Below are 21,666 nucleotides of genomic sequence, written 5' to 3'. Positions count from 1 at the left end.
GAAAACGGGTGGAAAGGTGCAACCGGGCGATCGCGTCAGTGCGCTTCGGTGGACATCGAGAAGTACACGACCGACAGGATCATGAAGATGAAGGCCTGGAGGGTGATCACCAGGATGTGGAAGATCGACCACGCGGCGCCGGCCAGCACCGCGCCGATGAAGGCGAGCACGCCCCCGGCCTTGGCCGCGAGGCCGGCCTCCATCACCAGGTTGCCGCCGGCCGCGCCGAGCAGCGCGATCAGCAGGAACACCAGCTCGCCGGCGTACATGTTGCCGAACAGTCGCATCGCCAGGCTGACCGGCTTGGAGAGGTACTCGATGATGTTGAGGGCGAGGTTGGCCGGCGCCAGCACCACCTTCATCACGCCGTTGCCGTGGAACGGCGCCGTGAGCAGCTCCTTGCCGAAGCCGCCGACGCCCTTGGCGCCGATCGCGAACGCGAGCATCAGCAGCAGCACCGCCAGCGCCATCGCCGAGGTGATGTTCAGGTCGGTCGTCGGCACGACGCGGAAGTACTCCAGCCCGGCCGCGTGCGCCAGGCCGGGGAAGAAGTCGACCGGCACCATCTTCAGCGCGTTCATCATGAACACCCACATGAAGATGGTCAGGGCCACCGGCGCGACGAAGCTGCGGTTGCCGTGGAAGACGTCCTTCACCTGCGTGTCGATGAAGCCGACCGCCATCTCGATGAACGCCTGGAACCTGGACGGCACGCCCGAGGTCGCACGACGGGCCACCACCCAGAAGGTCCCCATGGTCAGGACGCCGACCACGACCGACACCAGCAGGCTGTCGACGTTGAGGGTCCAGAAGGCCCCGTCACCGATCGAGATTTGCCAGTGCTTGAGGTGATGGGTGACGTATTCGCTGGGGCTGGAGCCCGCAGCGCGGAGGAGATCACGGATCATCGAAGCAACCAGGGCAAGCCAATCATGGAGACCAGGAGGGCCGTGAGGGCCCCTCCAAGCACGAATCCCGCAGGCAGGCCGGCGCCCTTCATCGCCAGGACGAGTCCGGCGCCGACCACCAGCCATTTGAGCCCGGTCCCCACCAGCAGACGCATGAACATGCGTCCTGCGGGAGCCACCGGCGAACGTCCCGCGGTGCGCCAGGCGAAGACCGCGAACGCCGCGGCCACCACCGTCGCCCCCGCCAGGAAGGCCACCGCGGGCTCTCCCCCGGCGACCGTCGCCAGCACTCCCGCGCCGGTAAGTCCCGCCACACCCTGCGCCATCGGCAGCCGCAGGGCGGCGCGACGGGCCGGATCGGGACGGGGTGCACCTGGCTCGGGCTGCTGCAAAGCCTGAAAATTATAGCAGCCGGGGCTTTGCCAAAGCAACGTTGTGCGCCGCACCATCAAGCCGCCGCGGGCGCCGCCGCGGGAACGGGGAACCTTTCCCTGCGGGCGGGGTCAGCAGGGATGGGCCCGCCCGCTTTCCTCGTCGGTCCGGCGCGCGGCCCACCCAGGAAGCCCCGGGCAACCGGGGCTTTCGCCTGTCCGGGGGCCGCGCTTGGCGACGCCGGCCGGTGCCGACGCGCGGCGCCCACCCGGGGCGCCGTTCGGGCTCAGCCCTTCTTCTTCGGCAGGTACAGGTCGGTGATGGTGCCGTCGTAGACCTCGGCCGCCATCGCCACCGACTCGCTCAGGGTGGGGTGCGGATGGATGGTGTGGCCGATGTCCTCGACCTCGCAGCCCATCTCGATCGCCAGCGCGGCCTCGGCGATCAGCTCGCCCGCGTGCACGCCGACGATGCCGGCGCCGATGATCCGGTGGGTCGCCTCGTCGAACACCAGCTTGGTGAAGCCTTCCGTCCGCGACAGGCCGATCGCGCGGCCCGAGGCCGCCCACGGGAACTTGCCCACGCCGACCTTGAGCCCCTTGGCCTTCGCCTCGGCCTCGGTGACGCCGACCCAGGCGATCTCGGGGTCGGTGTAGGCCACCGACGGGATGACGCGCGCCACCCACTCCTTCTTGTGGCCGGCCGCGACTTCCGCCGCCAGCTTGCCCTCGTGGGTCGCCTTGTGCGCCAGCATCGGCTGGCCGACGATGTCGCCGATGGCGAAGATGTGCGGCACGTTGGTGCGCATCTGCGCGTCGACCTCGATGAAGCCGCGCTCGGTGACGCTCACGCCGGCCTTCTCCGCGTCGATCTTCTTTCCGTTCGGGGCGCGGCCCACCGCCACCAGCACGCGGTCGTAGAGCCTGCCCTCCGGGATGTTCTCGCCCTCGAAGGCCACCTCGATACCCTTCTTGCCGGCCTTGGCCTCGACCACCTTCGTCTTGAGGTGCGTGGAGATGCCCTGCTTCTTCAGCCGGTCGGCCAGCGGCTTGACCAGGTCCTTGTCTGCGCCGGGCATGAGCTGGTCGGCCAGTTCGACCACGGTCACCTCGGCGCCGAGGCCGCGGTACACGGTGGCCATCTCCAGGCCGATGATGCCGCCGCCGACCACCAGCAGCCTCGAAGGCACGTCGGCGAGGTCCAGCGCATCGGTCGAATCCATGATGCGCGGGTCGTCCCAGGGAAAGCCCGGCAGCTTCAGCGCCTGCGACCCGGCGGCGATGATGCACTGGCCGAAGCGCAGCAGCTGGACCTTGCCGTCGTCGCCCGTGACCTCGATTTCATTGGCCGAGACGAACTTGCCGGTGCCCTGCAGGACCCGCACCTTGCGCTGCTTCGCCATCCCGGCCAGGCCCTTCGTGAGCTGGCCGACGACCTTCTCCTTGTAGCCGCGCAGCGTGTCGATGTTGATCTTCGGCTTGCCGAACTCGACGCCGAACTCGCCGGCGTGGGTGGCCTGCTCGATCACATCGGCCGCATGCAGCAGCGCCTTGGACGGGATGCAGCCGACGTTGAGGCACACGCCGCCCAGGCTCGGATAGCGCTCGATGAGCACCGTATCCAGGCCCAGGTCGGCGGCGCGGAACGCCGCGGTGTAGCCGCCAGGTCCCGCGCCGAGGACCACGATCGCGCATTCGACGTCGGCCTTGCGCCCGGTGGCGGCCGCGGCCTGCGGCGCCGGCGCGCGCGGCGAGGGCGTGACCGGCGGCTTGCTGCCCGGAGCGACCTTCTGGCTGGCCGGCACCGGGCCCGCGGGCGCGGCGCCCTCGGCCTCGATCAGCGCCACCACCGAGCCTTCCGACAGCGTGTCGCCGACCTGGACCTTCACTTCCTTCACCACGCCGGCGTGCGAGGACGGCACCTCCATCGTGGCCTTGTCCGATTCCAGCGTGACCAGGCCCTGGTCCTTCGCGACGCGGTCGCCCGCGGCCACCAGCACCTCGATCACCGGCACGTCGCTGTAGCCGCCGATGTCCGGCACCTTCGCCTCGACCACGCCACCACTCGCGGAACCGCCCCCTCCCCCGCCCGCGGGCGAGGGCTGGGGCGGCGCGCCGGGCGAGGACGCACCGCCCGCGTCTGCCTGTCCCGCGGGCGCGGAAGGCGACCCGGCACCTTCGGCCTCCAGCACCACGACCACGCTGCCCTCGGACACCGTGTCGCCGACGTCGACCTTCAGCTCCTTCACCACGCCGGCGTGCGAGGAGGGCACTTCCATCGTCGCCTTGTCCGACTCCAGCGTGACCAGGCCCTGGTCCTTCGCCACCGTGTCGCCGACCGCGACCAGCACCTCGATCACCGGCACGTCTTCGTAGCCGCCGATGTCGGGCACCTTCACTTCAACCGTGTTCGCCATGCTCTGTTCCTCGGGTCGGGCGGGGCGCGGCCCGCCGCATCACGCTGCGTGGGGAAGGCCGGCCGCCGGGGCGGCCGGCCGCGTCGGCGCTACAGCAGCGCCCTGCGCATGTCCGCCAGCAGCTGCGCCAGGTAGGCGGTGAAGCGCGCGGCGGCGGCGCCGTCGATCACGCGGTGGTCGTAGCTCAGCGACAGCGGCAGCACCAGCCGCGGCTGGAACTGCTTGCCGTCCCAGACCGGCTTCATCGAGGACTTCGACACGCCGAGGATCGCCACCTCCGGCGCGTTGACGATCGGCGTGAACGCGGTGCCGCCGATGCCGCCCAGCGAACTGATCGAGAAGCAGCCGCCGGACATGTCGGCCGGCCCGAGCTTGCCCTCGCGCGCCTTTTTCGCCAGCTCCGCGGTTTCCTGCGCGATCTGGACCACGCCCTTGCGGTCGGCGTCGCGGATCACCGGCACCACCAGGCCGTTGGGCGTGTCCGCGGCGAAGCCGATGTGGAAGTACTTCTTGAGGATGAGCGTCTCGCCCGACGGGTCGAGCGAGGCGTTGAACTCGGGATACTTCTTCAGCGCGTTGACGCAGGCCTTGACCAGGAACGCGAGCATGGTCAGCTTGATGCCGGCCTTCTCGTTCTCCTTGTTCAGCGCCACGCGCAGCGCCTCGAGGTCGGTGATGTCGGCCTCGTCGTGCTGGGTGACGTGCGGGATCATCGCCCAGTTGCGGGCGAGGTTGGCGCCGGAGATCTTCCTGATCCGGGACAGCGGCTTCTCCTCGACCTCGCCGAACTTCGAGAAGTCCACCTGCGGCCACGGCAGCAGGTTGAGTCCGCCGCCGGCGGCCGCGGCACCCGGCGCGGCGGTCGCGCCGCCCGCCAGCACGCCCTTGACGTACTTCTGCACGTCCTCCTTCGTGATCCGGCCGCCCTTGGCGGTGCCCGTCACCTGGCCCAGGTCCACGCCCAGCTCGCGCGCGAACAGGCGCACCGCGGGGCTGGCATAGGGCACCTTGCCCGGGATCAGTGCGTCGGCCTCGAATCGCACCGGCGGCTGCACCGGCGAGTCCGCCTTCCCGGCCTGCGCATCGATCGAGGCCTGGGCGAGGCGATCGGCCTGGCCGCCGGTCGCGACCGGTTCGACCACCGGGTCGGGTTCCTTCGGCCGCTGCGGCGCGGGCGCTTCCTTCGCCGGCGCCGGCGCCGGCGTCTCCGCGGCCCCGGACCCGGCGGCGGTTTCGATCACCGCCACCACCGCGCCCTCGGACAGGGTGTCGCCCACCTTGACCTTGAGTTCCTTCACCACGCCCGCGAAGGCCGAGGGCACTTCCATCGTGGCCTTGTCCGATTCGAGCGTGACCAGGCCCTGGTCCTGCGCGACCGTGTCGCCGACCGCGACCAGTACCTCGATCACCGGGACGTCTTCGTACCCGCCGATATCGGGGACGCGGGACTCTTTGAGCTCGGCCATGCGGCCCTCTCCAGCGGCAAAGGGGATTCCTATTGTGTCCGGATGGCCGAGTCTTCGCCAACCGGTGCACGCCCTGCGGTGCGCGGTCGACCCGAACCCCCCGCGCCTTCCGGCCTGGTGCGCCTTGGTTGCGCCTGCAAGCTTGCACGCGGAGATCCGCATGCGGGTGCGAACGGTGCGCGCGACGCACGCCCGGGTTCGCCTGTCCCCGGGACAACGACGCGGCCGCGCCCGGTCCGCGGCAACGCTGCATTCCATGCGCAGGTGTATCGGGTGTGAAGGCGCTGCCTCCGCGGGACGCGAGCCAGCGCCGGACGCAAGCGCCGGAAGGTCGACGCCGGGTCCTCCGCTCAGCGCCGCGTCACGCTGATGAACCCCAGCCGGATGGCGGCTACGCGCCGGTCACGCCTGCACGCATCGGTTCATCCTCGCCCGCATAGGTTGGGCGACGCCGTGTCCACCTCAGGGGCAACGGCGCCATCCACAACGAAATAATGAGGAGTCCCCCATGCATCCCTTGCGTACCCTCGGCCTGTCGGCCGCCATCGCCACGCTCCTGGCTGCTCCCGCATTCGCCCAGGACGGCGGCACCGCCTCGGGCAAGCGCTTCTCCGTGGTCGGCGGCGGCGCCCTCCTGCAACCCGATTCCGATCCGCTGCCCGGCGCGCGCATCGACGCCGACGGCGGCGTGGCGCCCACGCTCAGCGCCACCTGGCACGCCACCGACAACATCGGCGTGGAACTGTGGGGCGCGGCGGACCGCTTCGACCACCGCATCCGCAGCGACGCCGGCAAGATCGGTACCGTCGAGTCGCAGCCGATCGCGCTCAGCGCCCAGTACCACTTCGGCGACGCAGACCAGACCTTCCGCCCGTTCGTCGGCCTGGGCTACCACCAGACCAACATCAGCCACGAGGACATCCCGACCGCGGATGGCGCCCACATCGGCCTGACCTCGCCCAAGGGCGCGATCGGCACGGTCGGCGTGGACATGAACATCAACCCCACCTGGTTCGCACGTGCGGACGCGCGCTACCTCGACGGCGACGCCGACGCGCGCAGGGCCGGCGAGACCGTCGCCCGCGACGTGCGCTTCAACCCGTGGATGGTGGGCATCGGCATCGGCGCCCGCTTCTGACCTTCCGCCATCGACGCGCATGACGGCAGCGGACCCTCCCCGGGTCCGCTGTCTTCTTTCAGGGCCAGCGTGTTCCGAAGGCGCGCGTCCGCAGCATCCCGAGCTTCCGCAACCGGCGTCGCACGCCCAGCATGAAGGCCAGCGGATAGCCGAGCAGCAGGCCGCCGAATCCCCACAGGCTCGCCGGCGTGGCCAGCCATGGCCACGGCACCGGCGCCGGCACGCCCTCGACGGCGCGGTGCCACGCCTGCCAGGCCGCGAGCGCCACCCGCAGCGCCACCAGCAGCACCAGCGCCGACGCCAGCCAGGCGTTGCCGGTGTAATGGAGCATGCCGCCGCCGGCTTCGAACCGCGCCAGGCGCAGCCCGACCGCGCCCAGCGCGCCCCCGGCCAGCAGCCCCGCCGCCGCGTTCGGCGCCGCGCCGTCGATCCACAGTCCCGCCACCAGCGCGCCGGCGACGAACAGCAGCGCCGAGGCCGCCAGCAGCGCGACGTTGGCCGTCACCGCGAGCGGATGCGCGCGCCGCCGCGCGCGGCCGCTGCGAAGGCGCAGCCAGAGCCCCAGCGGAAGCGCCACCAGCACCAGGGCCAGCAGCAGCAACAGCGCGAACGGGAGCAGCAGCAGCGGCATCGGCGCGGCTAGGGTGGCGGCGTCCGCGCGACGCCGTCCTGGCACTCGGCGGCGACGATGCGCTCGCGGCGGATCAGGTACAGGCCGCTGGCGATGATGATCGCGGCACCAAGCCAGGTCATCGCGTCGGGAAGCGCGCGCCACAACGCCAGGTCGAGCAGCACCACCCAGACCAGCGCCGCGTACTCCAGCGGCGCGATCTGGCTGGCCTGGCCGAGCCGGAACGCATGGGTCAGCGCGACCTGCCCGAGCGCGCCGGTGATCCCGACCGCGGCCACCGCGGGCCAGTGCGCGGCCTGCAGCGGACGCCAGTCGAACGCCGCGACCGCGCCCGCCATCAGCCCCAGCAGCACCAGGAACCAGAACACCATCGCCTCCGGGCTGTCGCGCAGCGCCAGCTTGCGCACGGTGATCGCGGCCACGGCGTAGGCCAGCGCCGCGCCCACCACGGCGAGCCCGGCGAGCGTGGCCACGCCGGCGCCGGTGGGGCGCAGCACCACCAGCACGCCCAGCAGCCCGGCCGCGATCGCGGCCCAGCGCCGCGGGCCGACCTTCTCGCCGAGCAGCGGCACCGCGAGCGCGGTCACCATCAGCGGCGCCACGAACACGATCGCGTACGCGGTCGAGAGCGGCATCCGCGCCAGTCCGTACACGAAGCCGACCATCATCGCCACGCCCAGCATGCCGCGCAGCAGGTGCAGGCCCCAGTGCACGCGCAGCAGGGTGCCGGCGCGGCCGCGCAGGACGATCCACGCCAGCACCAGCGGCAGCGCCGCGGCGCTGCGCAGGAACGCGACCTGGAACGGCGGATAGTCGCTGGAGATCCACTTCATGCCCGCGTCCATCATCGCGAACAGCAGCCCCGCCGCCAGCATCCAGGCCGCGGCCGCGCCCGGCCGGTATTCGGACTGCACGTTCATGCGTGGCGCGCGCCCGGGAACGGCGCCACCGGCGCGCATGCCTCGCGGGCGTGGGGGGCGGGGGGCGGGGGCCATGGGACTCCTCGGCACGGGCCGACATGATGCCGCATCCGGGCTCCGGGACCGCGTGCCGGCCATGGCGGCGGCGCCCTCAGCCGCTCTCGAGCACCCGGCCGATCCCGCTGCGCCCGATCTCCTCCACCGCCGCGGCCAGGCCGGCCGGATCGGTGCCGCGCACGAAGCCGATCCGGAAGTGCACCTCGCCGCCCGGGGTGCGCGAGGAGTGGATCGACTCCAGGCTCACGCCGTGGCGCTCGAACACGTGCAGCAGCGTGCACAGCGAACCGGGCCGGTCGTCGGGCAGGTGCACGCTGGTATAGCGCGAGCCGACCAGGTCGGCGAGCAGGTAGCCGACCCGCTCGTAGGCGTAGTTGCCCTCGGCCAGGGCACGCGCGCCGAAGGCCTCGCGGCTGCGCAGGAAGCGCTCGCGGAAGCGGGCGCGGGCATCGTCGTCGCCGCGCCGCACCAGGTCGCGCAGCTCCGCCAGCCGTTCCAGCAGCCGGTCGAGCACCTCGGCCGCATGCGTGTTGCCGAACTGGATCTCCTCGTAGATCGCGGGGTTGAGCGAGAGGATGCGCGCGGCGATCGCGACGTCGAGTTCGAACGAGGCCGAGCGGAACGGCATGATCGCTTCGAGGCCACCCAGGCGCGCGGCGTACTCCTCCAGCACCCCCGCCTGGGCCAGGTGCGAGGCGTGCACCATCGCCTGGACCAGGGCCATCATCTCGTCGTGGCGCTGCGCGCTGGCGTACACGCACTCGCCTTCCAGCGCGTCGAGCAGCGAACGCAGCCACGGCCGCCAGCGGTCGAGCCGCGCCTCGCACACCACCAGCACCCGGCCTTTCATGGTCGGCGCCTTGGGCGGCGCGGTCATCGGGTGCAGGCCCACGACCTCGGCGCGCGAACGCAGCATGGCCTCCACCGCGTCCTGCTTGATCGAGGTCACGTCGAGCCACAGTTTCCCGGCCTCGCGGCCGGCCGCCATCCGCACGTAATCGTCGATCAGCGCCGCGGTGACCCGGATCGGGGTCGCGAACAGCAGCACGTCGGCCTGCTCGAGCAGCGCCTCGGGCGGATCGGCGGCCGGATCGCCCGGATCGTGGCCGAGCACGCGCAGGCCCATGTGCCGCGCGAAGAAGCCGCGCAGCCAGCGTCCGTAGGTGCCGGCGCTGCCGACGATGCCGATGACAGGGGATGGTTTCACGCGTCGGGGGAACCGCGCGCCCGGAGCGGCGCGGCGACACGTTAAGCGCTGGTCGCGGCGCGCGCATCCGTTGCGTGGGTAACCATGGAGTACCCTGTGCGGGCCGCGGCGCGAGGCATCCGCGCAGCGCACGCATCCTCCACCGGAGCCGCCATGCCCTCCTTCGATATCGTCTCCGAAGTCGACACCCACGAGCTGATCAACGCCGTCGACCAGGCCAACCGCGAACTGTCCAACCGCTTCGACTTCAAGGGCGTGGACGCGAAGTTCGTGCGCGAGGACGCGGTCATCACCCAGTCCGCGCCCAGCGAGTTCCAGCTGCAGCAGATGACCGACATCCTGCGCGCGCGCCTGATCGCGCGGAGGATCGACGCACGCTGCCTCGAATTAGGCGACATCGACACCAACGTCTCCGGCGCGCGGCAGAAGGTCACGGTGCGCCAGGGCATCGACCGCGAGCTGGCGAAGAAGATCCAGGCCAAGCTCAAGGAATCCAGGCTCAGGATCGACAGCCAGGTCAACGGCGACAAGCTGCGCGTGACCGGCAAGAAGCGCGACGACCTGCAGGCCGCGATCGCGCTGCTGCGCGGCGAGGACTTCGGCCTGCCGCTGCAGTTCGACAATTTCCGTGACTGACGGCGCCTTCGACCCGGCTGCGGTCGAGCGCGGGGTCCGGCGCTGGCTGGAACGCGCCGTGATCGGGCTCAACCTGTGCCCGTTCGCCAAGGCCGTGCATGCCAAGGGACAGGTGCGGATCGTGGTGAGCGATGCCAGCACGCCGCAGGCCCTGCTCGCCCAGCTGGGCGAGGAGATGGCGCTGCTGCGCGACACGCCCGCCAGCGACATCGACACCACCCTGCTGGTGCACCCGCTGGTGCTCGGCGAGTTCCTCGCCTTCAACGACTTCCTCGACGAGGCCGATGCGCTGCTCGAGGCGATGGAACTCGACGGCGTGCTCCAGGTCGCCAGCTTCCATCCCGACTACCAGTTCGCCGACTCCGGCCCGGACGACGTGGAGAACCTCACCAACCGCGCGCCGTGGCCGATCCTGCACCTGCTGCGCGAGGACAGCGTGGCGCGCGCGGTGGAGGCGTTCCCGGACCCGGACGCGATCGTCCAGCGCAACATCGAGCGGGTGCGCGCCCTCGGCTTCGACGGCTGGCGGCGCCTGCTCGCCGACGACGACCCCGGACCGGCGTCCGGACCGTAGGAGCGGCTTCGGCCGCGACCCGCCTGCCCTGGCGCAGGAACCGCTTCAGTCCCGGGCGCACGCGCCGTCGCCGCGGCGCTCCGCCACCACCGCCTCCAGCAACCCCCGCACCTCGTCCAGCGAGGCGACGATCCGGTGCCCCAACGCGCGCACCTCCTCGTCCGGCGCCAGCAGGTCGGGCACCTGCACCGGCAGCATCCCCGCGGCGAGCGCCGCGCGCACCCCGGTGGGCGAATCCTCCAGCACCAGGCAGCGCTCCGGCGCGACCCCGAGCCGGCGCGCGGCGAGCAGGTACACGTCCGGGGCCGGCTTGGGCCGGGCCACGTCGCTGCTGGTGCACACGGCGTGGAACCGTTCGAGCAGCCCGGCCAGGCGCAGCTTACGCAGCGCCAGCGGGCGCCGGGTGGAGGTCGCCACCGCGCGCGCAAGTCCGTGCCGGTCCAGCCAGTCGAGCAGCGCCACGACGCCCGGCCGGTGCGGCACGCCGGCATCGACCACCGCGTCGTACAGCACGTCCACCCGCGCCAGCAGCGCGTCGGCGGCGTCCGCGCCGAGCAGGCCGGCCAGGCGCTCGCGGCAGGCGTCCTCGGCCGTGCCCACCAGCTCCAGCCACAGCGACGGCGGCAGTGCGTGCCCCGCCTCTTGCGCGGCGCGGACCATGCAGTCGGTGATCGCGCGTTCGCTGTCGAGCATCAGCCCGTCCATGTCGAACACCACCGCCGCGGGCGCGAACGGCAGCGGCGCGGCGCGGCTCATGCGTGCTCCGCGCCGAACAGGCGCGCAAGGTCGCCGGCCTCGAGCAGCCGCCACTGGCCCGGCGCGAGGTCGCCCAGGTCGAGGCCGCCGATGCGGCTGCGGTGCAGCGCCTGCACGTGGTTGCCGACCGCGGCGAACATCCGCCGCACCTGGTGGTAGCGGCCCTCGGTGACGGTCAGCCGCGCGCGGGTGGGCGCGATCGCTTCGAGCACGGCCGGCCGCAGCGGCGTGTCCTCGGACTCGAGCACCAGGGTGCCGCTGGCGAACAGTGCCGCCTCGTCGCCGCGCAGCGGCGCGGCCAGTTCGGCCTCGTAGGTCTTGGGCAGGTTGGACCTGGGCGAGATGATCCGGTGCAGCAGCTGGCCGTCGTCGGTCATCAGCAGCAGGCCGCTGGTGTCGCGGTCGAGGCGGCCGACGGTCGACAGCACCGGATTGCGCAGGCGGAAGCGCGGCGGCAGCAGGTCGTAGACCAGGCGGCCGGCGTCCTTCGTCGAACAGGTGTGCCCGACCGGCTTGTGCAGCATCAGCACCATGCCCGGGGCCGGGTCCAGCGGCTCGCCGTCCAGGCGTACCCGCGCGTGCTCGACCCGGTCGTCGGCGTACAGCACCTCGCCGTCGGCGTCGGTGACGCGGCCCTCGCGGAACATCGCCAGCACCTCGCGGCGGCTGCCATAGCCGAGGTTGGCCAGCAGGCGGAGCAGCTTCATGGCCCGCCTCCCCGCGCGCGGAAGCGCGGCGCGGGCCGGCGCCCGCGTGCAGCGCCCCGGGGACATGCGTCCGTGGCGCGGATGCCGGTCATCCCTTCACCGCCCGTACCACCTTGTAACCGTCCGCGCGCGCCACCTCGTCCACCTGCGCGAACCCCGACGCCAGCGCCTGCTCGTACGGCAGCTGGCGGTTGGCCACCAGCCACAGCTGCCCCCCCGGACGCAGCGCCGCGGCGGCCGCGGCGATGAAGGCGCAGCCGATGTCGGGACGCGGCTCGCCGCGCAGGGCATGGAACGGCGGGTTGGTGACGATGAAGTCGTAGCGGCGCGGCAGCCCGGTGGTGACGTCGTGCCAGAAGAACTCGAGCGCGACCCGCGGTGCGTGCCCGGCGAGGTTCGCGCGGGCGCAGTCGAGCGCGCGCGCTTCGGCCTCCACCACGTCCAGCGCCCCGACCCCTGGGCAGCGGGCCAGCACGCAGTCGGACAGGAACCCCCAGCCGGCGCCCAGGTCGGCGCCGTGCCCCGACAGGGTGCCGGGCAGGTGCCGGGCCAGCAGCGCCGAGGCCGGGTCCACCCGGTCCCAGGCGAATACGCCCGGGCGGCTGGTGCAGCGGCCCTCCAGGATCGGCCGCGGCGCGTCCAGCCCGCGCCAGGCCTCGGCGAGGGCGGCATCGGCCCGGCCCGTGCCGGCCCAGAACACGCGGCACCTGTGCTTGCTCATCGACTGCGCCGGCCCCAGCAGGGCCTCGAAGTCGGCCTGCCCGGAACGGGCCCCGGCTTCATTGGCCATGGCCGCCACCACCCGGCCGCCCGGCGCGGTACGGGCGAGCGCCCGGGCGAACAGGGCCCGCGCCTCGTCGCGCTGGCGCGGCGGCAGGACCAGCACCAGCGGGAACGCGTCCGTCCCCTCGACCCGCGCCTCGAAGCCCGCCCGCTGCAGGGCGTCGTACGCGGGCCGGAACGACTGCTCGCAGACCACGCGGTCGCGTGGCGCCCACGCATGCAGGGCCGCGCCCTCGCGCGCGCGCAGGAACAGGGCGCCCGCCTCCGGCCAGTCCAGGCGCCGGTCGGCGAAGGGCTGCATTAGGGCGTCGAGGGCCGGGTCTGGCATCGGGGCACGGGTCGCGGCGGGTCCCGGATTCTAGCCGTGCGGGCGCAAAGCCTCCCCGCCGCCTTGACCCGGCAAGGACGCCGGTGCGGGCACGCTTGCGGTTCCATCAGGATTCCAGCCACGGGAGGACGGCATGCGGGCATTGTTCGTGGGCGGCACGATCGACAACAGCGAACTGGACCTGGAGGGCAGCGAGCCCCCGCGCCACTACCCGCCCGAGACCGGCAGCGGTCAGTCGCGCTACCGACTGCACGCGCTCGGGCGCCGCGACGGCACGGTGGTCTGCGCCGTGTACGGCGCACCCGACCTGGACCGGGCGGAGGTCCTGCGGGTGAGCGACGAGCGCGGGCACGGCCGCCGCTTCGGCGCCGGGCTGGAGGAAGTGGACTGAGGCCGCCGCCGCGCAGTGGCGTGCCGGCGAGGCCCGACTTTGGTCGCAACGGGCGCCCGTTGGACGCTTTGACCCACCGCCACGTGCGGCATCGCGCCCGCGTTTCCGCGATACTTCGCGGTCCCGCAGAGTGAGGACCGCCGCGCCGATGAAGGACTCGTTCAGCTACGAACAACTGATCGCCTCCGGCGAGGGCAAGCTGTTCGCGCCCGGCAGCGGCCGCCTGCCGCTGCCGCCGATGCTGATGTTCGACCGCATCACCCACATCGACGACGACGGCGGCGCCCACGGCCTGGGCCGGGTCGAGGCCGAACTCGACATCCACCCCGACCTGTGGTTCTTCAAGTGCCACTTCGCCGGCGATCCGGTGATGCCTGGCTGCCTCGGACTGGACGCGATGTGGCAGCTGGTCGGCTTCTTCCTCACCTGGCAGCAGCTGCCCGGCCGCGGCCGCGCGCTCGGCGCGGGCGAGGTCAAGTTCACCGGCGAGGTCGGCCCGGCCGCGAAGCTGGTGCGCTACGAGGTCGACATCAAGCGCCTGATCAAGCGCAAGCTCATCATGGCCATCGCCGATGCGCGCATGTACTGCGACGGCAACGAGATCTACACCGCCTCCGACCTGCGCGTGGGCCTGTTCCAGCGGGAGGGCGACGCATGAGCCTCGCGCTTGGCCCGCGCCGCGTGGTGGTCACGGGGGCCGGCATCGTCTCGTGCATCGGCAACGACCTGGCCACGGTCTCCGCGGCGCTGCGCCAAGGCCGCAGCGGCATCGCCTTCGACCAGGCGTTCGCCGACCGCGGCCTGCGCAGCCAGGTCTCGGGCGTGCCCCGGATCGACCTCGAGGCGCAGATCGACCGCAAGCTGCGCCGCTTCATGGGCGACGCGGCGGCCTACGCCTACGTGGCGCTGCGCGACGCGATCGCGCAGTCGGGCCTGGGCGAAGACCAGGTCTCGAATCCGCGCACCGGCCTGATCATGGGTTCGGGCGGTGGCTCGCCGACCAACCAGATCGAATCGGCCGACACCCTGCGCGAACGCGGCATCCGCCGGGTCGGCCCGTACCAGGTCACGCGCACGATGAGCTCGACCGTGTCGGCCTGCCTGGCCACGGCGTTCGGCATCAAGGGCCTGAACTACTCGATCTCCTCGGCCTGCGCCACTTCGGCGCACTGCATCGGCGTCGCCGCGCAGCAGATCCAGGCCGGCCTGCAGGACGTGGTCTTCGCCGGCGGCGGCGAAGAGGTCAGCTGGGGCATGGCGATGCTGTTCGACGGCATGGGCGCGCTGTCGACCCGATACAACGCGACGCCGGAGCGCGCCTCGCGCCCCTACGACGTGGACCGCGACGGCTTCGTCATCGCCGGCGGCGGCGGCGCGCTGGTGCTCGAGGAGCTCGGCCACGCGCAGGCACGCGGCGCCACCATCCTCGGCGAGCTGGTCGGCTTCGGCGCGAGCTCGGACGGCGAGGACATGGTCGCGCCCTCGGGCGACGGCGCCATCGCCTGCATGCGCTCGGCGATCGACGGCCTCGATGGCGGGATCGACTACGTCAACACCCACGGCACCTCGACCCCGGTCGGCGACGTGGCCGAACTGCGCGCGATGCGCGCCGTGTTCGGCGACGCGGTGCCGCCGTTCTCCTCGACCAAGTCGCTCACCGGCCATTCGCTGGGCGCGACCAGCGTGCACGAGGCGATCTTCTGCCTGCTGATGCTGCAGGAGGGCTTCATCGCCGGCTCGATCAACGTCGACACCGTCGACCCGGAAGCCGCCGACCTGCCGCTGGTGCGCGAAAGCCGCGACGCCGCCCTGCGCACCGTGCTATCCAACAGCTTCGGCTTCGGCGGCACCAACGCCAGCCTGGTGCTGCGCCGCTGGGAAGGCTGAGCGGGCAAGCACCCGCGCCACGCACGGCGCCCCCCCGTAGGAGCGGCTTCAGCCGCGACCAGGAAACCCCGCATCCCGGGCCCCTTGGCCCGGGACCGCCCGCCCCCGCGCCACGCACGGCCGCCCCCCGTAGGAGCGGCTTCAGCCGCGACCCGTTGCGCCCCGGCGGCTGAGCTTGCCGTGCGCGGCCTGGACGGCGAAGGGCGTGTCGGCCGGGGCTGGGGGGCGAGGGTCTGTGGTCGCGGCTGAAGCCGCTCCTACGGGGAATCGGGCGGGGCGGCGACGTGGATGCGCAGGCCCTGCGCCTCCACCACCTGGCCCGCGCGGATCTTGCAGGTCTTGCGCAGCTCCACGGCGCCATCGACGCGCACGGCGCCGCTGGCCACGAGCGCCTTGCCGGCGCCTCCGCTGTCGACCACGCCGCACAGCTTCAGCAGCTGGTTGAGTTCGACGTGGTCGCCCTCGAGTTCGAACGTCGTTTCGGCCATGGCGCCCTCCTCAGCCCTGCAGTTCGCGCAGCGTCGCCGAAGGCGGCGCGTCCAGCACCCGGCGGGTGGCGAACAGCCCGGCGGCCAGGGTCACCGCCACGCCGATCGCGCAGCCGACGGCGGCCAGCATCCAGTCCTGGCGCCAGGGCAGGTCGAACACCCGGGTCGCGACCACGCCGGACAGCACCGAGGCGGCGACCGTCGCCACCAGCCCGGCGAGCAGGCCGATGGCCGCGAACTCCGACACCTGCGCCATCCGCAGCTGCCCGCGGCTGCCGCCCAGGGCGCGCATCACCCCGCCCTCGAGCAGGCGCTCGTCCTGGCTGGCGCTCACCGCCGCCAGCAGCACCAGCACGCCGGCCAGCAGCGAGAACCAGAACACCACCTGCACCACGGTCGACACCTGGTCGGCGGTCGCACGCACCTGGGCCAGCACCGCGTCGACGTCGATCACCGACAGGTTCGGGAACGCCTGCACCAGCTCGGCGGTAAAGCGCGCATCGCCGGCCGGCACCTGCACCGCGGTGATGTGGCTGGCGGGATAGCCGTCGAGCGCACCCGGCGAGGCGAGCACGAAGAAATTGGGCTGGAAGCTCTCCCACTCCACGCTGCGCAGGCTGGTGATCGGTGCCTCGAAGCGGCGCCCGGCGATGTCGAACGCGATCCGGTCGCCCAGCTGCCAGCCCAGGCCCCTGGCGAAGTTCTCCTCCACCGACAGCTCGGGAGCGGACGGCCTGCCGTTCCAGAACGTGCCGGCCACGACCTTGTTGTCGTCGCGCAGCGCCTGCGCCATCGACAGGTTGAACTCGCGCTCGGCGCGGCGCCGGGCCTGGACGTCGTCGCCATAGTCCTCGCCGCGCACCGGCTCGCCGTTGCGTTCGACCAGGCGCGCGCGGACCATCGGGAACAGCACCGGCTCGGGGATGCCGCGCCCGGCGACGAAGTCGCGCACCGGGGCGATCTGGTCGGCCTGCACGTTGATGATGAAGCGGTTGGGCGCGTCCTGCCCCAGCGCCAGCTGCCAGCGGTCGAGCAGGTCGGTGCGCACGAAGGTGAGCAGCAGCAACGCCATCAGCCCCAGCCCCAGTGCGGACACCTGTGCGATGCTTGCGCCGGCGCGCCGGCTGACGTTGGCCAGGCCGTAGCGCAACGCCCCGCGCAGGCGGGCGCGCAGGCGGCGCACGACCAGGATCAGCAGCCAGGCGATGAGCGCCAGCGCCGCCAGGGTGAGCGCGATCCCGGCCAGCATCGCCACCGCCAGCGTGGCCGAGCCGGCCTGCCACCACAGCAGCGCGGCGAGACCGCCCATCCCGGCCAGCGCGACGGCCCAGGCCGAGGGCTCGCTGCCGTCGAGGTCGCGACGCAGCACCCGCAACGCCGGCACCCTGCGCAGCGCCAGTACCGGTGGCGCGCCGAACGCCAGCAGCACCACCAGGCCGACGCCGTAGCCGCGCAGCGCCGGCCAGATGCCCGCCGGGGGGATCTCCACCTTGAGCGCCTGCGCCAGCCAGCCGGCCACCGACCACTGCAGCGCGAACGCGATCGCCACGCCCAAGGTGCACGCGGCCAGGCCCAGCAGCAGCAGTTCGCCGACGTGGATCCCGACCAGGGTGCGCTGCTGCGCGCCCAGGCAGCGCATCACCGCCGCGCCCGACAGGTGGCGCTCGCTGTGGCGGCGCGCGGCCATGGCCACCGCCACCGCCGCCAGCACCACCGACACCAGCGCGGCCAGGCCGAGGAAGCGCCCGCCGCGGTCGAGCGCCGAACGTACTTCCGGCCGCGCGTCGCCGATCGTCTCGATCCGCTGTCCGCGGCCGAGATTGTCGCGCGCCACCGCGGTGAAGCGTTCGACCGCGGCCGCGTCGCCCGCCACCACCAGCCGGTAGCGCAGCCGGCTGCCTTCCTGCACCAGGCCGGTGGACGGCAGGTCGGCGAGGTTGAGGAAGGCCTTGGGCGCGACGTTGAAGTAGTCGATCGCGGCATCGGGTTCCTGGACCACCAGCGCGGCGAGCTCGAACTCGCGGCTGCCGATGCCGACGCGGTCGCCGATGCGCGCACCGAGCGCGTCGGCACCGGCCCGGCTGAGCCAGAGCGTGCCGGGCGCCGGTATGGTGGCCGCATCGCGTTCCACCCCGTCGCGGCCCACGATCCGGAACGCGCCGCGCAGCGGGAACCCTGCGTCCAGCGCGCGCAGGTCGCCCAGGCGCAGCTGCGCGTCGGCGCCGTTGCCCACGCGGATCATGCTGTCGAGTTCCACCGTCCGCGTGCGGCGCAGCGCCGGGTCGTTGGCGGCCTCGTCGATCGGCCCGGCGACCGGCGCATCGCTGCGCACCAGCGCGTCGCCGCCGAGCAGGCGGTTGGCCTCCATCGCCAGCGCGCGCGCGGCGCGGTCGGTGACGAAGCCGACCGACGTCACCGCCACCACCGCCAGCACCAGCGCGGCGAACAGGATCCGGATGTCGCCGGCGGCGAGGTCGCGGCGCAGCTGCCGCCAGGCCAGGGTCAGCGTGCGCATCGGATCAGCCGCGTCCGTCCGCGACCAGGCGTCCGCCGTCCAGCCGCAGGGTGCGGTGGCAGCGCGAGGCCAGGTGGTCGTCATGGGTCACCAGCACCAGGGTGGTGCCGGCGTCGGCGTTCATCGCGAACAGCAGTTCGATGATCGCCTGCCCGGTGCGGGTGTCGAGGTTGCCGGTGGGTTCGTCGGCGAACAGCAGCGACGGCCCGGTCACGAAGGCGCGCGCCAGCGCCACCCGCTGCTGCTCGCCGCCCGACAGCTGGCGCGGGTAGTGGTGCAGGCGCTCGCCCAGCCCGACCTTGGCCAGCATGGCCCGGGCCGGCGCCTCGACGTCGGCGTCGCCGCGCAGCTCCAGCGGCAGCATCACGTTCTCCAGCGCGGTGAGCGAGGGCAGCAGCTGGAAGTTCTGGAACACGAAGCCGACCTTGTCGCCGCGCACCCGCGCGCGGCCGTCCTCGTCAAGGCCCGAGACCGGCTCGCCGTCGAGGTCCACCGAGCCGCTGCTGGGGACATCGAGCCCGGCGAGCAGCGACAGCAGGGTGCTCTTGCCCGAGCCCGAGGCCCCGACCACCGCCACCACCTCGCCCCGGGCGATGTCGAAGCCGACGCCGTCGAGGATGGTCAGCGGCCCGGAAGGCAGGTCCACGCGCTTGCCCAGGCCGCGCACGCGCAGGGCGGGCACGGCGGCGCGGTCGGCAGGGTCGGCGGCGGCGGGGAACGCTTGGGCGTCGGCCATGTTCATTCCGGATTGGTTATCGTGGATCGCAGGCGCAGGGCGCACCACGAGCGAGGATCGATCGATGCATCAGGCCAACCGACGACGCGGCGTTCCGCAGCCGTCCCGCCCGCATGGGCGCGGGGCCGGCGTCCGGCCCCGCGGATGTCCTTATGGCGGCTGGGCCCGGCCGATGCAATGGGCCATGAGTTTGTTGCTGCTGCTGGCGCTGCTGCCTGCCGTCGCGCAGCCGCAGGCCGCGCCGCCGGCGGCGACGCAGCGCACGGTGCTGGTGATGGGCGATTCGCTCTCGGCCGGCTACGGCATGGCCGCGCACGAGGGCTGGGTCTCGCTGCTCGGCGAGCGGCTGGCGCGCGAGAAGCCCGGCTGGCGCGTGGTCAACGCCAGCATCAGCGGCGAGACCACGGCCGGCGGGGCCTCGCGCATCGTCGGCGAGCTGCTGCGCCACCGACCGGACGTGGTGGTGATCGCGCTCGGCGCCAACGACGGGCTGCGCGGCCTGCCGCTGCGCGAGGCGCGGCGCAACCTGGCCCGCATGATCGGCGCCTCGAAGCATGCCGGCGCCCGGGTCCTGCTGGTCGGCATGCGCATGCCGCCCAATCTGGGCGAGGACTACACGCGCGGTTTCGAACGCAACTACCGCGAGCTCGCCGCGCTGTTCGACACCGGCCTGGTGCCGTTCCTGCTCGAGCCGATCGCCCTCGACCGCACGGCCTTCCAGGACGACAACCTGCACCCGACCGCCCAGGTCCAGGGCCGCCTGCTCGATCACGTCTGGCCGGCGCTGGCCCCGTTGCTGGACGCGGCCGCCGTGGACTGAGGCCACGGCAAGGGGCCCGGTCGCCCGCCCGCGGGGCGGGCACCCTGCGGGGTCGTGCACGGTTCAGCCCCGCGGTCGCAGACTCGGCGTGCTGACAGGAGTATCGCCATGAGACACGCCACCCGCTTCCTTCTGTTCGTCGCCGTCCTGTTCGCGGCCAGCACCGCCGTCGCGGCCACCCGCAACGTGACCGATCCGGATGCGCCCCGCGCCCTGCCCGACGACGGCCCGGTCAGCGTGCAGTGGACCGATCCCTCCGGATTCTCCGACCTCAAGTTCAGCGGCAACCGCTGGCGCGCGGCCCAGGGCAACTGGGTGTACGAGCTCGCCGAGCACGTGCGCGAGGCCGCCGCCAGGCGCCTGCCCGAAGGTCACCGCCTGGAGGTGACGATCACCGACCTGCATCGCGCGGGCCGCTATGAGCCCTGGCGCGGCATGCACATGCAGGACGTGCGCATCGTGCGCGACCACTACCCGCCGTCGATGAAGCTCGAGGTGCGCCACCTCGGCGCCAACGGCGAAGTGCTGGCCGAGGGCACCCGCGAACTGCGCGACGCCGGCTTCCTCACCACCGGCAGCCATCCGGTGCGCGACAACCTGTACTACGAGAAGCGGATGATCGACCGCTGGGCCCGCGACGAACTGGGTCCGCCGGTGGTCGCCAGCCACTGAACCCCGCCCGAGGGCGCCGGCGACGGCGCCCTCGTCGCATCCGCCATCGCCCACGCGGTTGCGCGACCACGCGACCCCGCGTTTGCGCGAAGATGGCGCCTCGCCCCACGAGGACCCTGCGCAGGATGGCTGTCTACGTCGACGATGCGGTCACGCTGTGGCGCGGCAGGCGCTGGGCGCACCTGATGGCCGACACGCTCGACGAGCTGCACGCCTTCGCCGCGCGCCTCGGCATCCCGCGCCACGCGTTCCAGGACCGCACCAGCGGCGCCCACTACGACGTCACCGCCGAACTGCGCGAGCTGGCGATCGCGCTCGGCGCGCGGCCGATCTCGCGCCACCGCGACCGCGACCTGGTGCGCGCGGTGATCGCACGGGCGAAGGCGCAGGGACGCGGCGAGGCGTCTTGAGCCGGGTCGGCTACAATCGCGCGGGTACCGACGCCACGCGCCCGCCATGACCGAGACCGATTCCCCGCCCGACCGCCTGTCCAACGACCCGCGCAGCCCCTACTACGACGAGGCGTCGCTCGACCGTGGCATCGGGATCCGCTTCAAGGGCGTGGAACGGCGCGACGTCGAGGAGTACTGCATCAGCGAAGGCTGGATCCGGGTGGCCGCCGGCAAGGCGCTCGACCGCCGCGGCCAGCCGCTGACGGTGAAGCTCAGGGGCGAGGTCGAAGCCTGGTACCTGCTGCCGCCCAGGGGCTGACGCGCGCCGCCGCCGGGGGCGTTTGGGCATCCGCGGCGCAGGTGGCAAACTCGCTGCTCCACCGCAGGAGCCGCCACGTGTCCGGATTCGACCTGACCCCGCCCGACCCCGCCCAGCGCGCCGCCCTCGAGGCCGGCCTGGACGAGGCCGAGCGCCGGGTCCTGCTCGCCCACGGCACCGAGGCGCCGTTCTGCGGCGTGTTCCTCGACAACAAGCGCGAGGGCGTCTACTGCTGCCGCCTGTGCGGCCTGCCGCTGTTCCGCTCCGGGGCCAAGTTCGACTCGGGCACCGGCTGGCCGAGCTTCTTCGCCCCGTACGCGCCCGAGCACCTGCGCTACGTGCGCGACACCAGCCACGGCATGGTCCGCACCGAGGAGGTCTGCGCGCGCTGCGGCAGCCACCTCGGCCACGTGTTCCCCGACGGTCCGCCCCCCACCTTCGAGCGCCACTGCATCAACTCGGTGTCGCTGGCCTTCGTGGACGCGGGCCAGCCGCTGCCCGATCCGCTCGGTCGCGGCGGCGCCGAGGCCGGCGCCGCCGACTGACC

At 72.9% G+C, this 21,666-nt stretch carries 24 protein-coding genes; 11 read left to right on the top strand and 13 right to left on the bottom strand.

Annotated elements, in window-relative coordinates:
- Positions 1-35: 35 nt before the first annotated feature.
- The 4 genes from atpB to aceF form a co-directional block, all read right to left on the bottom strand.
- Positions 36-908, bottom strand: coding sequence for a F0F1 ATP synthase subunit A (gene atpB / locus LUTJ29_RS0101650; protein WP_027071019.1), 873 nt, complete (start codon positions 906-908; stop codon positions 36-38).
- On the bottom strand, positions 905-1,300 hold the full coding sequence (locus LUTJ29_RS15755) for an ATP synthase subunit I (protein WP_198012644.1): 396 nt from the start codon (positions 1,298-1,300) through the stop codon (positions 905-907). Before LUTJ29_RS15755 ends, atpB begins: the two co-directional genes overlap by 4 nt.
- 266 nt (positions 1,301-1,566) lie before the next feature.
- Positions 1,567-3,696, bottom strand: coding sequence for a dihydrolipoyl dehydrogenase (lpdA, locus tag LUTJ29_RS0101640; protein ID WP_084524531.1), 2,130 nt, complete (start codon positions 3,694-3,696; stop codon positions 1,567-1,569).
- A gap of 89 nt (positions 3,697-3,785) precedes the next feature.
- Positions 3,786-5,162 (bottom strand): dihydrolipoyllysine-residue acetyltransferase, encoded by a 1,377-nt coding sequence (gene aceF / locus LUTJ29_RS0101635; protein WP_027071017.1) that lies wholly within the window; start codon positions 5,160-5,162, stop codon positions 3,786-3,788.
- A 508-nt stretch (positions 5,163-5,670) separates the two neighbouring features.
- On the opposite strand from aceF, the gene LUTJ29_RS0101630 reads away from it, so the two are divergent.
- Positions 5,671-6,300, top strand: coding sequence for an OmpW family outer membrane protein (locus LUTJ29_RS0101630; protein WP_027071016.1), 630 nt, complete (start codon positions 5,671-5,673; stop codon positions 6,298-6,300).
- A gap of 58 nt (positions 6,301-6,358) precedes the next feature.
- Here the strand turns inward: LUTJ29_RS0101630 and LUTJ29_RS15750 are convergent, their stop codons facing one another.
- From LUTJ29_RS15750 to LUTJ29_RS0101615, 3 genes are all read right to left on the bottom strand, one after another.
- Entirely contained in the window at positions 6,359-6,931 is a 573-nt protein-coding gene (locus LUTJ29_RS15750; RefSeq protein ID WP_051322587.1) for a hypothetical protein, read from the bottom strand.
- A gap of 8 nt (positions 6,932-6,939) precedes the next feature.
- The gene (locus LUTJ29_RS15745) at positions 6,940-7,851 is read right to left on the bottom strand and encodes a DMT family transporter (RefSeq protein ID WP_051322586.1); all 912 of its coding nucleotides are present in this window, start codon (positions 7,849-7,851) and stop codon (positions 6,940-6,942) included.
- A 151-nt stretch (positions 7,852-8,002) separates the two neighbouring features.
- Positions 8,003-9,115 (bottom strand): prephenate dehydrogenase, encoded by a 1,113-nt coding sequence (locus tag LUTJ29_RS0101615; protein ID WP_027071015.1) that lies wholly within the window; start codon positions 9,113-9,115, stop codon positions 8,003-8,005.
- 153 nt (positions 9,116-9,268) lie between these two features.
- Between LUTJ29_RS0101615 and LUTJ29_RS0101610 the strand changes: the two genes are divergently transcribed.
- Positions 9,269-9,751 carry a YajQ family cyclic di-GMP-binding protein gene (locus LUTJ29_RS0101610; protein ID WP_027071014.1) on the top strand — a complete coding sequence of 161 codons (483 nt, stop codon included), beginning with the start codon at positions 9,269-9,271 and terminating at the stop codon, positions 9,749-9,751.
- Complete coding sequence (locus LUTJ29_RS0101605) at positions 9,744-10,325, top strand: DUF1415 domain-containing protein (RefSeq protein ID WP_051322585.1); 582 nt, start codon at positions 9,744-9,746, stop codon at positions 10,323-10,325. The genes LUTJ29_RS0101610 and LUTJ29_RS0101605 overlap by 8 nt, the downstream gene beginning before the upstream one ends.
- A 45-nt stretch (positions 10,326-10,370) precedes the next feature.
- Here the strand turns inward: LUTJ29_RS0101605 and LUTJ29_RS0101600 are convergent, their stop codons facing one another.
- The 3 genes from LUTJ29_RS0101600 to LUTJ29_RS0101590 form a co-directional block, all read right to left on the bottom strand.
- The gene (locus LUTJ29_RS0101600) at positions 10,371-11,081 is read right to left on the bottom strand and encodes an HAD family phosphatase (RefSeq protein WP_027071012.1); all 711 of its coding nucleotides are present in this window, start codon (positions 11,079-11,081) and stop codon (positions 10,371-10,373) included.
- Positions 11,078-11,788 carry a 16S rRNA pseudouridine(516) synthase gene (locus LUTJ29_RS0101595; protein ID WP_027071011.1) on the bottom strand — a complete coding sequence of 237 codons (711 nt, stop codon included), beginning with the start codon at positions 11,786-11,788 and terminating at the stop codon, positions 11,078-11,080. Before LUTJ29_RS0101595 ends, LUTJ29_RS0101600 begins: the two co-directional genes overlap by 4 nt.
- 88 nt (positions 11,789-11,876) lie before the next feature.
- Positions 11,877-12,872, bottom strand: coding sequence for a methyltransferase (locus LUTJ29_RS0101590; RefSeq protein WP_232221130.1), 996 nt, complete (start codon positions 12,870-12,872; stop codon positions 11,877-11,879).
- Between the two features lie 160 nt (positions 12,873-13,032).
- On the opposite strand from LUTJ29_RS0101590, the gene LUTJ29_RS0101585 reads away from it, so the two are divergent.
- From LUTJ29_RS0101585 to fabB, 3 genes are all read left to right on the top strand, one after another.
- The gene (locus tag LUTJ29_RS0101585; RefSeq protein ID WP_027071009.1) at positions 13,033-13,290 is read left to right on the top strand and encodes a hypothetical protein; all 258 of its coding nucleotides are present in this window, start codon (positions 13,033-13,035) and stop codon (positions 13,288-13,290) included.
- Positions 13,291-13,438: 148 nt separating this feature from the next.
- Positions 13,439-13,948 carry a 3-hydroxyacyl-[acyl-carrier-protein] dehydratase FabA gene (gene fabA / locus LUTJ29_RS0101580; protein WP_027071008.1) on the top strand — a complete coding sequence of 170 codons (510 nt, stop codon included), beginning with the start codon at positions 13,439-13,441 and terminating at the stop codon, positions 13,946-13,948.
- Positions 13,945-15,177: a beta-ketoacyl-ACP synthase I gene (fabB, locus tag LUTJ29_RS0101575; protein ID WP_027071007.1), complete on the top strand. Its 1,233-nt coding sequence runs from the start codon at positions 13,945-13,947 to the stop codon at positions 15,175-15,177. Before fabA ends, fabB begins: the two co-directional genes overlap by 4 nt.
- A 257-nt stretch (positions 15,178-15,434) precedes the next feature.
- On the opposite strand, the gene LUTJ29_RS0101570 is transcribed toward fabB, so the two are convergent.
- From LUTJ29_RS0101570 to LUTJ29_RS0101560, 3 genes are read right to left on the bottom strand one after another with little or no spacing between them, the layout of a single operon-like run.
- On the bottom strand, positions 15,435-15,665 hold the full coding sequence (locus LUTJ29_RS0101570) for an RNA-binding S4 domain-containing protein (RefSeq protein ID WP_027071006.1): 231 nt from the start codon (positions 15,663-15,665) through the stop codon (positions 15,435-15,437).
- A gap of 10 nt (positions 15,666-15,675) precedes the next feature.
- A complete protein-coding gene (locus LUTJ29_RS0101565; RefSeq protein WP_027071005.1) occupies positions 15,676-18,180 on the bottom strand; it encodes an FtsX-like permease family protein in 2,505 nt (834 codons plus the stop codon).
- A gap of 4 nt (positions 18,181-18,184) precedes the next feature.
- Positions 18,185-18,916 (bottom strand): ABC transporter ATP-binding protein, encoded by a 732-nt coding sequence (locus LUTJ29_RS0101560; RefSeq protein WP_051322636.1) that lies wholly within the window; start codon positions 18,914-18,916, stop codon positions 18,185-18,187.
- Between the two features lie 184 nt (positions 18,917-19,100).
- Here LUTJ29_RS0101560 and LUTJ29_RS0101555 point away from each other — a divergent pair, with 184 nt between their 5' ends.
- From LUTJ29_RS0101555 to msrB, 5 genes are all read left to right on the top strand, one after another.
- Complete coding sequence (locus LUTJ29_RS0101555; RefSeq protein WP_232221129.1) at positions 19,101-19,736, top strand: arylesterase; 636 nt, start codon at positions 19,101-19,103, stop codon at positions 19,734-19,736.
- Positions 19,737-19,844: 108 nt separating this feature from the next.
- Complete coding sequence (locus tag LUTJ29_RS0101550) at positions 19,845-20,408, top strand: DUF3016 domain-containing protein (RefSeq protein WP_043740028.1); 564 nt, start codon at positions 19,845-19,847, stop codon at positions 20,406-20,408.
- Between the two features lie 125 nt (positions 20,409-20,533).
- Positions 20,534-20,818, top strand: coding sequence for a DUF4031 domain-containing protein (locus tag LUTJ29_RS0101545; RefSeq protein WP_027071001.1), 285 nt, complete (start codon positions 20,534-20,536; stop codon positions 20,816-20,818).
- Between the two features lie 46 nt (positions 20,819-20,864).
- The gene (locus LUTJ29_RS0101540; protein WP_027071000.1) at positions 20,865-21,119 is read left to right on the top strand and encodes a DUF3297 family protein; all 255 of its coding nucleotides are present in this window, start codon (positions 20,865-20,867) and stop codon (positions 21,117-21,119) included.
- Between the two features lie 77 nt (positions 21,120-21,196).
- Positions 21,197-21,664 carry a peptide-methionine (R)-S-oxide reductase MsrB gene (gene msrB, locus LUTJ29_RS0101535; RefSeq protein ID WP_027070999.1) on the top strand — a complete coding sequence of 156 codons (468 nt, stop codon included), beginning with the start codon at positions 21,197-21,199 and terminating at the stop codon, positions 21,662-21,664.
- Positions 21,665-21,666 lie beyond the last annotated feature (2 nt).

It is taken from the genome of Luteimonas sp. J29 (genome assembly GCF_000472505.1).
In the GTDB taxonomy this organism is placed as follows: domain Bacteria; phylum Pseudomonadota; class Gammaproteobacteria; order Xanthomonadales; family Xanthomonadaceae; genus Luteimonas.
Note: the sequence above shows the minus strand (reverse complement) of the source record. Positions and strands in the feature narration are given on the sequence as shown.

Coding starts and splice junctions, on each gene's coding strand:
- LUTJ29_RS0101565 (WP_027071005.1), bottom strand. CDS start 18,180: ATGCGCACGCTGACCCTGGCCTGGCGGCAGCTGCGCCGCGACCTCGCC.
- LUTJ29_RS0101550 (WP_043740028.1), top strand. CDS start 19,845: ATGAGACACGCCACCCGCTTCCTTCTGTTCGTCGCCGTCCTGTTCGCG.
- LUTJ29_RS0101545 (WP_027071001.1), top strand. CDS start 20,534: ATGGCTGTCTACGTCGACGATGCGGTCACGCTGTGGCGCGGCAGGCGC.
- LUTJ29_RS0101570 (WP_027071006.1), bottom strand. CDS start 15,665: ATGGCCGAAACGACGTTCGAACTCGAGGGCGACCACGTCGAACTCAAC.
- LUTJ29_RS0101555 (WP_232221129.1), top strand. CDS start 19,101: ATGAGTTTGTTGCTGCTGCTGGCGCTGCTGCCTGCCGTCGCGCAGCCG.
- LUTJ29_RS15750 (WP_051322587.1), bottom strand. CDS start 6,931: ATGCCGCTGCTGCTGCTCCCGTTCGCGCTGTTGCTGCTGCTGGCCCTG.
- LUTJ29_RS15745 (WP_051322586.1), bottom strand. CDS start 7,851: ATGAACGTGCAGTCCGAATACCGGCCGGGCGCGGCCGCGGCCTGGATG.
- LUTJ29_RS0101630 (WP_027071016.1), top strand. CDS start 5,671: ATGCATCCCTTGCGTACCCTCGGCCTGTCGGCCGCCATCGCCACGCTC.
- LUTJ29_RS0101585 (WP_027071009.1), top strand. CDS start 13,033: ATGCGGGCATTGTTCGTGGGCGGCACGATCGACAACAGCGAACTGGAC.
- LUTJ29_RS0101560 (WP_051322636.1), bottom strand. CDS start 18,916: ATGGCCGACGCCCAAGCGTTCCCCGCCGCCGCCGACCCTGCCGACCGC.
- atpB (WP_027071019.1), bottom strand. CDS start 908: ATGATCCGTGATCTCCTCCGCGCTGCGGGCTCCAGCCCCAGCGAATAC.
- LUTJ29_RS0101540 (WP_027071000.1), top strand. CDS start 20,865: ATGACCGAGACCGATTCCCCGCCCGACCGCCTGTCCAACGACCCGCGC.
- LUTJ29_RS0101595 (WP_027071011.1), bottom strand. CDS start 11,788: ATGAAGCTGCTCCGCCTGCTGGCCAACCTCGGCTATGGCAGCCGCCGC.
- LUTJ29_RS0101600 (WP_027071012.1), bottom strand. CDS start 11,081: ATGAGCCGCGCCGCGCCGCTGCCGTTCGCGCCCGCGGCGGTGGTGTTC.
- fabB (WP_027071007.1), top strand. CDS start 13,945: ATGAGCCTCGCGCTTGGCCCGCGCCGCGTGGTGGTCACGGGGGCCGGC.
- fabA (WP_027071008.1), top strand. CDS start 13,439: ATGAAGGACTCGTTCAGCTACGAACAACTGATCGCCTCCGGCGAGGGC.
- aceF (WP_027071017.1), bottom strand. CDS start 5,162: ATGGCCGAGCTCAAAGAGTCCCGCGTCCCCGATATCGGCGGGTACGAA.
- lpdA (WP_084524531.1), bottom strand. CDS start 3,696: ATGGCGAACACGGTTGAAGTGAAGGTGCCCGACATCGGCGGCTACGAA.
- LUTJ29_RS0101590 (WP_232221130.1), bottom strand. CDS start 12,872: ATGCAGCCCTTCGCCGACCGGCGCCTGGACTGGCCGGAGGCGGGCGCC.
- LUTJ29_RS0101610 (WP_027071014.1), top strand. CDS start 9,269: ATGCCCTCCTTCGATATCGTCTCCGAAGTCGACACCCACGAGCTGATC.